The 13687-nt window shown below is 59.7% G+C and carries 6 protein-coding genes; 2 read left to right on the forward strand and 4 right to left on the reverse strand.

The genetic code is table 11. The features are described 5' to 3' along the window. Positions 1 to 24: 24 nt before the first annotated feature. The 4 genes from QFW87_RS02295 to aceE form a co-directional block, all read right to left on the reverse strand. A complete protein-coding gene (locus QFW87_RS02295; RefSeq protein WP_283182669.1) occupies positions 25 to 2718 on the reverse strand; it encodes a GGDEF and EAL domain-containing protein in 2694 nt (897 codons plus the stop codon). 265 nt (positions 2719 to 2983) lie between these two features. Then, positions 2984 to 4378, reverse strand: coding sequence for an alkaline phosphatase D family protein (locus QFW87_RS02300; RefSeq protein ID WP_283189718.1), 1395 nt, complete (start codon positions 4376 to 4378; stop codon positions 2984 to 2986). Between the two features lie 281 nt (positions 4379 to 4659). After that, on the reverse strand, positions 4660 to 6621 hold the full coding sequence (aceF, locus tag QFW87_RS02305; RefSeq protein WP_283189719.1) for a dihydrolipoyllysine-residue acetyltransferase: 1962 nt from the start codon (positions 6619 to 6621) through the stop codon (positions 4660 to 4662). 11 nt (positions 6622 to 6632) lie between these two features. Next, the gene (aceE, locus tag QFW87_RS02310) at positions 6633 to 9278 is read right to left on the reverse strand and encodes a pyruvate dehydrogenase (acetyl-transferring), homodimeric type (protein ID WP_283182672.1); all 2646 of its coding nucleotides are present in this window, start codon (positions 9276 to 9278) and stop codon (positions 6633 to 6635) included. A gap of 383 nt (positions 9279 to 9661) precedes the next feature. On the opposite strand from aceE, the gene glnE reads away from it, so the two are divergent. Further along, the gene (gene glnE / locus QFW87_RS02315) at positions 9662 to 12601 is read left to right on the forward strand and encodes a bifunctional [glutamate--ammonia ligase]-adenylyl-L-tyrosine phosphorylase/[glutamate--ammonia-ligase] adenylyltransferase (protein WP_283189720.1); all 2940 of its coding nucleotides are present in this window, start codon (positions 9662 to 9664) and stop codon (positions 12599 to 12601) included. Positions 12602 to 12652: 51 nt separating this feature from the next. Beyond that, positions 12653 to 13687 carry a lipopolysaccharide heptosyltransferase II gene (waaF, locus tag QFW87_RS02320; protein ID WP_283189721.1) on the forward strand — a complete coding sequence of 345 codons (1035 nt, stop codon included), beginning with the start codon at positions 12653 to 12655 and terminating at the stop codon, positions 13685 to 13687.

Here is a 13687-nt window from a genome sequence, read left to right on the forward strand (position 1 = left end):
GTTTTGTGCAATGACTGAAGAATGTCAGGCGATCGGGCCACGCGGATAGCGCTTGAGCTTTTCGATCAGCTCGGTGCCCGGGATCGGTCGGTCGAACAGGTAACCCTGGCCGACGTCGCAGCGGTGACGGCGCAAGAAAGCCAACTGCTCGGCAGTTTCGATGCCTTCAGCCACGACCTTGAGTTTCAGGTTGTGGGCCATGGCGATCACCGCGGAGGTGATTTCCATGTCGTCCTGATTGTCGGGGATTTCGTGGATGAAGCTTCGATCAATCTTAATGATGTCGATCGGGAATTTTTTCAAGTAACTGAGCGACGAGTAACCGGTGCCGAAGTCATCCATGGCCAGGGTCAGGCCCAGGCGCTTGAGCTGATCGAGCTGCAAGTGGGTGTCTTCGGTGGCTTCCAGCAGCAGGCCTTCGGTGAGTTCGAGTTCCAGCAGGTTTGCCGGCAGCGCTTCTTCCTTGAGGATGTTGGCGATGGACGACACCAGGTCCGGATCGGAGAACTGCTTGGGCGACAGGTTGATTGCCACCTGAAGATTGCCCAGGCCTGCGGCGGTCAGGTCTTTGCTCATGCGGCAGGCCTGGCGGGCGATCCATTTACCGATGGGGATGATCAGCCCGGTTTCTTCGGCGACACTGATGAACTGGTCCGGGCGGATCATGCCTTTTTCCGGATGGTTCCAGCGAAGCAGCGCTTCCATCCCCAACAGTCGACCGCTGCGCAGGCAGAGCTTGGGCTGGTAGAACACGTCCAGCTCGTTCTGGGTCAGGGCGCGGCGCAGGTTGTTTTCGACGAACAGTTTGTAGCTGGCTTCGGCGTTCAGCGCTTCGGTGAACACTTGGACCTGATGTTTACCGTTGGCCTTGGCCTTGTGCAGCGCGAGGCCGGCATTGCGCATCAGGGTTTGCGGATCGCGACCGTGCAACGGCGCGCAGGCCAGGCCCACGGAGCCGGTGACGCTGATCAGCTGGTTGTCGACGAACATCGGTTTGTCGAGGGTCGCCAGCAATTGATTGGCAATCTGTTGGCCCGCACGCAGGTCGGTGTCGTCCAGCAGCACGGCGAATTCGTTACTGGCGAACCGCGCCAGGCTGCCACTCGGGCTCAGGCTGTTGCGCAGGCGTCGGGCCAGGCTGATCAGCAGTTTGTCACCGGTCTGGTGGCCGAGGCTGTCGTTGATTCGCTTGAAGTTGTCGATGTCCACCAGCAACAAGCTGATCGGGGTATCGCTGTCTCGGGCGAAACGTTCATCGAGGTTGCGGATGAAGGCCGGGCGGTTGCCGAGGTTGGTCAGGTTATCGGTGTAAGCCAGACGCTCGATGCGCTGCTGAGCGAGCTTGGTCTGGGTAATGTCTTCGTAAATGCCGATGTAATGCGTCAGCTCGCGGTTGTCGCCGTAGACTTTGGAAATCGACAACTGGCCCCAGTAGGGTTCAAGGTTTTTGCGGCGGCTTTTGAACTCACCCTGCCAGCTGTTGCTCTTGGCCAGCGCCGAGTGCGCGTCGAATAACAGTTCGCTGAGGTTTTCCAGTGCCGGCAGTTCCGACAGCCGCTGGCCGTGAACTTCTTCAGTGGTGTACTGGGTGATCGCCGTGAAGCTCGGGTTGACGTATTCCACCACGCCATCGCAATTGACCAGCAAAAAGGCGTTCGCGCTTTGCTCTACCGCACGCTGGAACAGGTGCAGGGCGCTGGTGGCGGTGCGACGGTTGTGGTTGTTGATGACTTGGGCAAACTGATCCGCCAGCTCACCGGCGAAAGCAATTTCGTCCGATTGCCAGGCGCGGGTCGTACCGGTCTGCTCCAGGCAGAGTACGCCGACCACTTGGCCATCGACGCGGATGCTGGCGTCGAGCATCGCATTCACATCGTGTGGGCGCAGGTGTTCGGCCATTTCCCGGGTGCGCGGGTCGCGCATGGCGTTGTGGGCGTCGATGGCGCGGCCGGTGTGCAAGGCTTCCACGTAGTCGGGGAAGTTACTGACGTCGATCGGCTCCGGCAGCAGGTATTCCTGGTTGGCGCGGTGATAGGCCGAAATCGGCACGAGCAGCGAACCTTCGAGGTTCCACAGACTGGCGCAGTCGATTTCGTAAATGTCACAGGCACTGCGAGTGATCAGTTCGGCGGCTTCTTTCAGGGAGTTGTTGCTGCTATAGCGCTGGCGGGTCAGCAGCAGGATCAAGTCTTGCTGGGCGCGCACTCGGTCCAGGTGCAGGAGCTGTTCCTGCTGCGCGCGCTGATTGAGTTCCAGAGCGATTTGCAGGCGAGAGTTCTGGGTTTCGAGGTCCAGGACCGGCAGCAGTTGCTCGCCCTCGAACAGGCCGTCGACCACTAGCAGATAGCCGCGCAGCAGGTGTCGATTGTGTTGTTTGTAGGCTTCGCCCAGCTCCAGCAGGTTCAAGGAGCCTGCGGCGGTGTGCAGGGTGTAGCGGATCAGGTAATGCGGGCTTTCGGTGAGTTGCTGCTGAACCGCGTCATGCAGCTGATAGCGCGCTTCGGGCTCCATCAGACTGGCGTAGGGCGAGCCGACCAGAGCACAGAGCTCCACGGCCGGCAGGCCGAACTGTCGTTCGCAATTGGGATCAAGAAACAGCAGCGCCCAGCTCGCTTCATTCAGCCGTTCGAAACGCAGCATGCCAAGCCGCGAGGGCACAGGCAACTGCGTCACTACCTCGGCCACCATACGGCTGGCGGCATCGGGTTGGCTCTTCATATGGAGGGAAACTCGCTTCGAATAGGCTGAACGCGCCGGGCTCTCGCCCTCTTTACTGTTACCTGCGGCAAGGTTGCATCATTGCGACACTGACTGACAAGAGACATGAAGGCCAAGTGCTATAAGAATATGTCGGCAGGCGCGAAGATTTCTCCAGCGCAGGGCCGAAACTAATGTTTTTGACCGAAAAGATCGCAGGCTTCGGCAGCTCGTTGGGATGGTGTACAGCCTGTAGGAGCTGCCGAAGGCTGCGATCTTTTTGGGATCACCGAAGTGCTATGCCGACCGACTGCAAAAGGTTGCCATCCCGGTCGTGATAGCTGACACGAACCTGTTCGGCATCGACGATCATATGGGCAAAGTTGTCCTGGCTGACCACCTGGCTGGTCAGTTCATGCTGATAGTCGCCGGCGGCTGTTCGCGCCAATGGTTGATCGAGGATGAAGGTGGAGGCCTTGGCGTACGGCAGTAGTTTGCTGTTGCACAAGGGTGAGGAGACGATGGTGTGCACCTCGAAGTCCGGGTCTTCGCTGTGGGTCAGACGACTCGTCAAAGAGCCGTGGACATCGCCGGAAACGAAGAAGACGTTCTTGATGTGGTGTGTACGAATGGTCTCCAGCAGCCGCAGACGCTGTTCGGGAAAGGCTTTCCACGCGTCATCGCCGTGAGCTTTGCGGTCGGGGTAGAACATCACGCTGGTGACCACGAACTTCACCCTGGCCGGGCTGTGAATCAGCCATTTGCACAAGGCCTGTTCCTGTTCTTCGTCGAGGATGCGTCGATCATTGGCCGACAGGTTGCGTCGGGTTCGACTGTCAGTGACAAACCATTCGATATCGCCTTCGGCGAATTGATACCAATACTGTTCCAGCTTTCTGTTTATTTGCCCATTGGGAAGAAGTTCATGCGCCGGGCTGTGACTGGCTTGATACAACTCATACGCCGCCATGGCATTTTTGTATAAATAGGCATCGGCCTTACTTTCGTTGGCGGGCCAGTTGTCTTCAATTTCATGATCATCGAGGATCATGTAAGTCGGCACGCTGGACATTAACTTGGCAATATTGGGTTGGGAAAAAGCTGCTCGGTACTTATTGAGTATTTCCTTATATTCCCGGTCGGGAGCAATGACGTTCAGGTCATCGACATAGATTTGATCGCCGGTCATCAGCATGGCGCTGATGGGCGGTTCGGCCTGCTGCGCCAGATTCGAGATCGAGGCGAAAATCCTGTCCCCCAGATGCGGTGCAGACGGGACGCCCGCGGTCATGCGCAGGTAACGACATGAGCCGACGATATAGGCCCTTGGAATCTTGGATTTGCTGGACTGCGTGCGAAACCGGTAGATATCCCGCGGCCATTGCAGCGGCAGTTCCTGAATCGTTTCCACGGTGTGCACCGGGCTCATGGGGCTGAACCAGCCTGCCTGGTATTCGTACTCGGTATCGGTGGCAAGGTCGTTGAGTGCAATCACATCGGACATATCACGCAAGATCGTCAACTTTGCAAATACACCTTGGGACCAGCGCTCTTCGCCAGGCCGGCGATAACGAATGCCTGCAAATACCGGCGCATGGTTTTGAAGTTCGCCGCGCAAGAAGATGCGTGCATGATTAGTTGTAGTGTGGCCAATAATAGGGCCGACAGTCGGTTTGAACATGTTCGAATCCATTCGAAGTAATGCTAACTAAGCAAAATAAGTTGATAAGGGTTTTAGCGACAATTAGTTGAAATAAGCTTAGTTATTGGTTCGCAAAAAATATCGAGAAGAAGTGGACTGGAGTTGTGGGCGACGTAAGCCGCGAATGTAGGAAAGGGGTGTTGGGTGACTTTCTTCCAGGCAAAAAAAGCCCCGCCAAACTGGCGGGGTTGAGGTACGAGCGTGGCGCTCGGAAAACGTGGAACGCGACGGGCCCTCCGGTGAGGGAGGGCCGGCCGGTGTTACAGCAGGATGGTGCGGATGTCTGCCAGCAGGTCGCTCAGACGCTTGGTGAAGCGTGCAGCAGCGGCGCCGTTGATCACACGGTGATCGTAGGACAGCGACAGCGGCAGCATCAGTTTCGGCTGGAAGGCTTTGCCGTCCCAGACTGGCTGGATGGTTGCCTTGGAAACACCGAGGATCGCCACTTCCGGCGCGTTGACGATCGGCGTGAAGCCGGTGCCGCCAATGTGGCCGAGGCTGGAAATGGTGAAGCAGGCGCCTTGCATGTCGTCAGCGGTGAGCTTTTTGTCGCGGGCTTTGGCGGCCAGCACGGCGGCTTCGGCTGCCAGTTGCAACAGGCTCTTCTGGTCGACGTTCTTGATGACCGGTACCAGCAGGCCTTCAGGGGTGTCGACGGCGAAGCCGATGTTCACGTACTTCTTGCGGATGATCGCCTTGCCGCTTGGTGCCAGCGAACTGTTGAAGTCCGGCAGTTCCTTGAGCAGGTGCGCGCAGGATTTGAGCAGCAGCGGCAGGATGGTCAGCTTGACGCCAGCCTTCTCTGCAACGGCTTTCTGAGCGATACGGAACGCTTCCAGGTCGGTGATATCAGCCGAATCGAACTGAGTCACGTGCGGAATGTTCAGCCAGCTGCGGTGCAGGCTCGACGCGCCGATTTGCATCAGGCGAGTCATCGGGACTTCTTCGGTTTCACCGAAGCGGCTGAAGTCCACGACCGGAATCGGCGGGATGCCAGCGCCGCCAGTTGCGCCAGCCGCAGCGGCCGGTGCTTCCTTGGCCTTGTGCATCATGGCTTTGACGTAGACCTGAACGTCTTCTTTCAGGATGCGACCGTGCGGGCCACTGGCGCCGACGGCGTTCAGCTCGACGCCGAATTCACGGGCCAGTTGGCGTACAGCCGGGCCAGCATGAACCTTGGCGCCCGGCTTGGCCGGTGCAGCAGCCGGTGCGGCCGGTGCCGGAGCGGCAGGCGCTGCGGCGGCTGGAGCTGGAGCGCTAGGTGCAGCAGCGGCTGGAGCCGGGGCAGCAGCAGGCGCAACGCCTTTGACTTTCAGCTTCAGGATCAGGTCGCCGGTACCGACTTCGTCATCCAGCTTGATGGAAACGCTTTCCACCACGCCAGCGGCAGGCGATGGAATTTCCATGCTCGCCTTGTCAGATTCCAGGGTGATGAGCGACTGATCGGCTTCAACGGTATCGCCGGCCTTGACCAGGACTTCGATGATCTTGGCCTTGCCCGCAGAGCCAATGTCCGGGACATGGATGTCCTGAACGCTGTCGGCAACCGGTGCAGCCGGAGCCGCAGCGACTGGCGCTGGAGCAGCGGCAGCAGGTGCCGCCGCCTGAGCTGGCGCGGCCGCAGCCGGTGCCGCGGCACCTACCACTTTCAGCGCCAGAATCAGGTCGCCAGTGCCGACTTCGTCGTTGAGCTTGACGCTGATGCTTTCGACCACGCCAGCGGCGGGCGAAGGGATTTCCATGCTGGCCTTGTCGGATTCCAGGGTGATCAGCGACTGATCAGCCTCGACGGTGTCGCCGACCTTGACCTGGATCTCGATGATCTGGGCCTTGCCTGACGAACCGATATCCGGCACGTGCACTTGCTGGGTGGTTGCAGCAGCAGGCGCGGCAGCTGGCGCTGGAGCCGCGGCGGCAGGAGCAGTCGCCGGTTTCGCTTCAGCTTTTGGCGCCTGCGCAGCGGCAGCCGCAGGGGCGGCAGCAGCGGCACCTTCGACTTCCAGCTCCAGCAGTTCGTCGCCTTCTTTCAGGCGATCGCCGATTTTTACTTTCAGGCTTTTGACGATGCCGGCCTTGGGCGCAGGAATTTCCATGCTCGCCTTGTCCGACTCAAGCGTCAGGATGCTCTGGTCGGCTTCGATGCGGTCGCCGACCTTCACAAATAGTTCGATTACTTCACCTTCACCGCTGCCGATGTCAGGTACGCGAATGAGTTCGCTCACAGAGTGTCTCCTCAGCAGTCCAGTGGGTTGCGTTTTTCCGGGTTGATCCCGAACTTGGCGATGGCTTCAGCCACCACCTTAGGTTCGATATCACCACGGTCAGCCAAGGCTTCCAGGGCTGCCAACACCACGAAATGACGGTCGACTTCGAAGAAGTGACGCAGCTTCTTACGGCTGTCACTGCGGCCGAAACCATCGGTGCCCAGGACTTTGAATTCCTTGGACGGGACCCACTGACGAATTTGCTCAGCGAACAGCTTCATGTAGTCGGTAGACGCGATGACCGGACCTTGACGGCCGTTCAGGCACTCTTCGACATAGCTCAGTTTAGGCTTCTGGCCCGGGTGCAGACGGTTGCTGCGCTCGACGGCCAGGCCATCGCGCCGCAGTTCGTTGAAGCTGGTAACGCTCCACACGTCAGCGCCGACGTTGAACTGTTCACGCAGGATTTTCGCCGCTTCGCGAACTTCGCGCAGGATGGTGCCGGAGCCCATCAGCTGAACGTGGTGCGCCGCTTCGCGGGTGTCTTCCTCGAGCAGGTACATGCCCTTGACGATGCCTTCCTCGACACCGGCCGGCATGGCTGGCTGCTGGTAGGACTCGTTCATCACGGTGATGTAGTAGAAGATGTCCTGCTGCTCTTCGGTCATCTTCTTCATGCCGTCCTGGATGATCACCGCCAGCTCGTAGCCGTAGGTTGGATCAAAGGTGCGGCAGTTCGGGATGGTGCCAGCCAGGATGTGGCTGTGACCGTCTTCGTGTTGCAGGCCTTCGCCGTTCAGCGTGGTCCGGCCGGCGGTGCCACCGATCAGGAAGCCACGGGTACGGCTGTCGCCTGCGGCCCAGGCGAGGTCGCCGATACGCTGGAAGCCGAACATCGAGTAGAAGATGTAGAACGGCAGCATTGGCTGGTTGTGGCTGGAGTACGAAGTACCGGCAGCGATGAAGGAGCTCATGGCGCCCGCTTCGTTGATGCCTTCTTCGAGGATCTGGCCCTTCTTGTCTTCGCGGTAGAACATCACCTGGTCTTTATCGACTGGCTCGTAGAGCTGGCCGACGGACGAGTAGATGCCCAACTGGCGGAACATGCCTTCCATACCGAAGGTACGGGCTTCGTCCGGGATGATCGGGACGATGCGCGGACCGATTTCCTTGTCCTTGACCAGTTGCGCGAGGATCCGCACGAACGCCATGGTGGTGGAAATTTCACGGTCGCCCGAACCATCAAGAATGGCCTTGAGGGTGTCCAGCGATGGGGTCGGAATGCTGAAGCTCTGCGCGCGACGCTGTGGTACGAAACCGCCCAATGCAGTACGGCGCTCGCTCAGATAACGGGCTTCGGCGCTGTTGGGTTCTGGCTTGAAGAACGGCAGGCTTTCCAGCTCGGAGTCTTTAACCGGAATGTCGAAACGATCGCGGAACAGCTTCAGGCTTTCAACATCCACTTTCTTGGTGTTGTGCGCAGTGTTCTTCGCTTCGCCGGCACCGGTGCCATAACCTTTGATGGTCTTGGCCAGGATGACGGTCGGTTGTTCTTTGTGGTTGACCGCTTCGTGGTACGCCGCGTAGACCTTGTACGGGTCGTGACCGCCACGGTTGAGTTTCCAGATCTCGTCGTCGGACAAGTCTTCAACCATCGCCTTGAGTTCTGGCGAGTTGAAGAAGTGTTCACGAACGAACGCGCCGTCTTTGGCTTTGTAGTTCTGGTACTCGCCGTCGATGACTTCGTCCATGCGGCGTTGCAGGATACCGTCGACGTCTTTGGCCAACAGTGGGTCCCAGAAACGGCCCCAGATGACTTTGGTCACGTTCCACTGAGCACCGCGGAACACGCCTTCGAGTTCCTGAATGATCTTGCCGTTGCCGCGAACCGGGCCATCAAGGCGCTGCAGGTTGCAGTTAATAACGAAGATCAGGTTGTCGAGCTTCTCGCGGCCAGCCAGCGAGATCGCGCCCAGGGATTCCGGCTCGTCGCACTCGCCGTCGCCCAGGAAGCACCAGACTTTTTGCTTGCCTTCAGGGATAAAACCACGGGCTTCCAGGTACTTCATGAAGCGTGCCTGGTAGATCGCCTGGATCGGGCCAAGACCCATGGATACGGTCGGGAACTGCCAGAAATCAGGCATCAGCCAAGGGTGCGGGTAGGACGACAGGCCCTGACCGTCGACTTCCTGGCGGAAGTTGTTCATCTGGTCTTCGGTGATGCGGCCTTCCATGAACGCACGGGCGTAAACGCCTGGCGAGGTGTGACCCTGGAAGTAGATCAGGTCGCCGCCGTGTTCGTCGGTCGGGGCCTGGAAGAAATAGTTGAAGCCGATGTCGTACAGGGTTGCGCTGGAGGCGAAGCTGGAGATGTGACCGCCCAGGTCAGAATCTTTCAGGTTCGTACGCATCACCATGGCCATCGCGTTCCAGCGTACCAACGAGCGAATGCGGCGTTCCATGAACAGGTCGCCAGGCATGCGTGCTTCGTGGGTAACGGGAATGGTGTTGCGGTATGGCGTGGTGATGGCGTAAGGCAATTGCGAACCGCTACGGGTTGCGAGTTCGCCCATACGGGTCATCAGATAGTGAGCGCGGTCTTCGCCTTCTTTGTCGAGAACCGATTCCAGGGCGTCCAGCCATTCCTGGGTTTCGACGGGATCGAGGTCTTGCATGGCTTGCTCCAGGGCGGAAAGGCTTCCAGAATCGGTTGCCTGAGTTTGCGACTGGCCTTGTGGGCAGACGATATAAATTCTTGGATTGCCGAGAGGTTGTTCCGGCGGCGTGTAGTTTTACTACAAATCATCGGGCATTTCAGCCTTTCGAATGTATATACGAGTAGTAAAACTACAGATGAGCGGCTTGTGGCCTCTAGCTGCGTTGTGAGAATAATCGTTAAGGTTGGTCTTTTGCCAACCAGAAAAGGTGAAAGCTTGATGCTGTCTGCCAAAAATAAAGAAATTTCAGCTATTTCTAACCTTTGTTCGACAGTCGATCAGGTAGTGCATTCTCGCGAATCACTACATGCAGCCCTCTACACGCCGATCAAGGATAGACCATGAGCCTCCCTTCGCTTGCCGAACTGCCTGGCATCCTCCTGCCGTTTGTCACCCGCGCCGAGCAGTCGTTCCGTACGGCCGTCGCGGTGCTTCCCGACGATCATGGCCTGGCCGGCTGGACGCCTGAACGCTGGGCACAATTTGCCCGCGTCACCGCTGCCAGCGACTTCGTGATTGAACAAAGTGTCCGTGACCCACTGATGTTGCTGGAGCTGGTGCAGTCCGGTGAGCTGGACCGAAGTTTTGCGCCCGGCGAGCTGTGCGCACAGATGGCGGCAGCGGTGAATGCAGCAGAAACCGACGATGGGCTCGGTCGCGCCCTGCGTCGTCAACGTACCCGTCATCAAGTGCGGATCATCTGGCGCGACCTGACGCGTCAGTGTGATCTGATCCAGACCTGCCGCGACCTCTCGGACATGGCCGATGCCAGCATCGATCAGGCCTATCAGTGGTTGTACTCGCGGCACTGCCAGCAGTTCGGCGTGCCGACCGGCCGGCGCAGCGGCGAGCCGCAGCAAATGGTCATTCTCGGCATGGGCAAGCTCGGCGCGGTGGAACTCAACCTGTCGTCGGACATCGACCTGATCTTCGCCTATCCCGAGGGCGGCGAAACCGTCGGCGTCAAACGCTCGCTGGATAACCAGGAGTTCTTCATTCGTCTCGGCCAGCGCCTGATCAAGGCCCTGGACCCGATGACTGTCGACGGTTTTGTATTCCGCGTCGACATGCGCCTGCGGCCTTACGGTTCGGCCGGCGCATTGGTGCTGAGCTTCAACGCGCTGGAGCAGTATTACCAGGACCAGGGCCGTGACTGGGAACGCTACGCGATGATCAAGTCGCGGGTGGTGGCCGGCGATCAAGTGGCCGGCGCGCAATTGCAAGACATGCTGCGGCCGTTCGTTTACCGGCGTTACCTCGACTTCTCGGCGATCGAGGCGCTGCGCACCATGAAGCAGCTGATTCAGCAGGAAGTCCGGCGCAAGGGCATGGCCGACAACATCAAGCTCGGCTCCGGTGGCATTCGTGAAGTCGAATTTATCGCCCAGGCATTCCAGCTGATCCACGGTGGCCGCGACCTGAGCTTGCAGCAACGTCCTCTATTAAAAGTACTGAGCACCTTGGAAGGTCAGGGTTACCTGCCACCGGCGGTGATCAGCGAACTGCGCGAAGGCTACGAATTCTTGCGGTACACCGAGCACGCGATCCAGGCGATCGCCGACCGCCAGACCCAGATGCTGCCGGACGGCGCTCAGGATCAGGCGCGCATCGCCTTTATGTTGGGCTTCGCCGATTGGGCGGCTTTCCACGAACAACTTATGTATTGGCGAGGTCGCGTGGCCTGGCACTTCGGGCAGGTGATTGCCGACCCCGACGAAGAGGAAGGCACCGAAAGCGAAGTGGTGGTCGGCGGCGAATGGCTGCCGTTGTGGGAAGAGGCTCAGGATGAAGAGGCCGCTTGCCGCCAGTTGGAAGAGGGCGGCTTCGCCGATGCCACCAAAGCCCTGAAAGCGTTGGCTGGCTTGCGCAGCAGTCCGCAATTGCGCGCGATGCAACGATTAGGGCGCGAACGCCTCGATGCCTTTATTCCGCGGCTGCTGGCTCAGGCCGTAGAGCACGCCAATCCGGATCTGGTGCTGGAAAGGGTATTGCCGCTGGTGGAAGCCGTGGCCCGCCGTTCCGCGTATCTGGTGTTGCTGACCGAGAATCCCGGCGCGCTGCGACGTTTGTTGACCTTGTGCGCCGCGAGTCCGTGGATCGCCGAACAGATCACCCGCTTCCCGCTGCTGCTCGACGAATTGCTCAACGAAGGTCGGCTGTTCAAGCCGCCGCTGGCGCCGGAACTGGCCGCCGAGTTGCGCGAGCGTTTGACGCGGATTCCTGAAGACGATCTCGAGCAACAGATGGAAGCGCTGAGACATTTCAAACTGGCGCACCGTTTGCGGGTCGCCGCTTCGGAAATCGCCGGCAGCTTGCCGTTGATGAAGGTCAGTGATTATCTGACTTGGCTCGCCGAAGCGATCCTGGAACAAGTGCTGGCCCTGGCCTGGCGCCAGACCGTGGCCAAATACGGTACGCCGCTGCGTACCGACGGCACCTTGTGTGATCCTGGCTTCATCATTGTCGGTTACGGGAAAGTCGGCGGTCTGGAACTGGGGCATGGTTCGGACCTGGACCTGGTGTTCATCCACGATGGCGACCCGCAGGCGGAAACCGACGGGCCGAAGCCTATCGACGGCGCGCAATTCTTTACTCGGCTGGGCCAGCGGATCATTCACTTGCTCACGGCCCAGACCAACTCTGGTCAGCTGTATGAAGTGGACATGCGTCTGCGGCCGTCCGGCGCGTCGGGGTTGCTGGTGAGTTCGCTCGGTGCGTTTGCCCGGTATCAGGAAAATGAAGCCTGGACCTGGGAACATCAGGCGCTGGTGCGGGCGCGGGTGCTGGTGGGCAGTCCGGACGTCGGCCAAGCGTTCGAGAAAGTCCGCGCGGCGGTATTGGGCAAGCCGCGGGACCTGGCGACCTTGCGCCAGGAGGTCAGCGAGATGCGCGCCAAAATGCGCGATAACCTTGGCAGCAAGAGCACCGCGGCGGGCACCGGAGCAAATGCCTTCGAGGCCACGGCGCCGTTCGATCTCAAGCAGGACGCCGGAGGTATCGTCGATATTGAATTTATGGTGCAATACGCGGCCCTGGCGTGGTCCGAATCGCACCCGCCATTGCTGCGCTGGACTGACAATATCCGCATTCTGGAAGGGCTGGAGGAGGAGGGGCTGATGCCCGCCGAAGACGCCAGCTTGTTACGCGAGGCCTATAAAGCCTATCGTTCAGCCGCTCACCGGCAGGCCTTGCAGAAGGACGTCGGGGTGATACCGGGCGACCAGTTCGTGGACGAACGGCGGCAGGTAGTGCGGATCTGGCGCGAGCTGGGGCTAAGCTGATTCTCGAGACGGGGAGGCATAAAGCCTCCCCGGCTCGTTTATGGAAACCACATGAAAATTCTGATCGTTGGGCCCAGTTGGGTCGGTGACATGGTGATGGCGCAGACACTGTTTCAGTGTCTCAAGCAGCGCCACCCGCAATGCGAAATCGACGTGCTGGCCCCCGAGTGGAGCCGGCCGATTCTTGAACGCATGCCCGAAGTACGCCAGGCCTTGAGCTTTCCGCTCGGTCACGGTGCTTTGGAGCTGGCGACGCGTCGGCGCATTGGCAAATCCCTGGCCGGCCAGTACGACCAGGCGATCCTGCTGCCCAATTCCCTGAAGTCGGCATTGGTGCCGTTCTTCGCCGGGATCCCGAAACGCACCGGCTGGCGTGGCGAATTCCGCTACGGCCTGCTCAATGACGTGCGCACGCTGGATAAAGAACGTTACCCGTTGATGATCGAACGCTTCATGGCCCTGGCTTACGAGCCCGGTGCCGAGTTGCCGACACCTTATCCACGGCCGAGCCTGCAGATTGACCCGGTCACTCGCGAAGCGGCAATGGCCAAGTTCGGCCTGGCTCTCGACCGCCCGGTGTTGGCACTGTGCCCCGGTGCCGAGTTTGGCGAGTCCAAGCGCTGGCCGTCCGAGCACTATGCCAAGGTTGCCGAAGCGAAGATCCGCGAAGGCTGGCAAGTCTGGCTGTTCGGTTCGAAAAACGATCACGCCGTCGGCGAAGACATCCGCTCGCGGCTGATTCCCGGCTTGCGTGAAGAGTCGGTGAACCTCAGCGGTGGCACCTCCCTGGCCGAAGCCATCGACCTGATGTCCTGCGCCGACGCGGTGGTGTCCAACGACTCCGGCCTGATGCACGTCGCCGCTGCGCTGAATCGCCCGTTGGTGGCAGTCTACGGCTCGACGTCACCGGGTTTCACGCCGCCACTGGCCGAGCACGTCGAGATCGTGCGCCTGGGCATCGAATGCAGTCCGTGCTTCGATCGCAAGTGTCGCTTTGGTCATTACAACTGCCTGCGCCAGCTCATGCCGCAAGCGGTGAACGAAGCCTTGCAGCGTTTGCAGGGCACTGTGGTCGAGGTCAAATAG

It is taken from the genome of Pseudomonas sp. PMCC200344, assembly GCF_030053095.1.
Lineage (GTDB): Bacteria > Pseudomonadota > Gammaproteobacteria > Pseudomonadales > Pseudomonadaceae > Aquipseudomonas > Aquipseudomonas svalbardensis.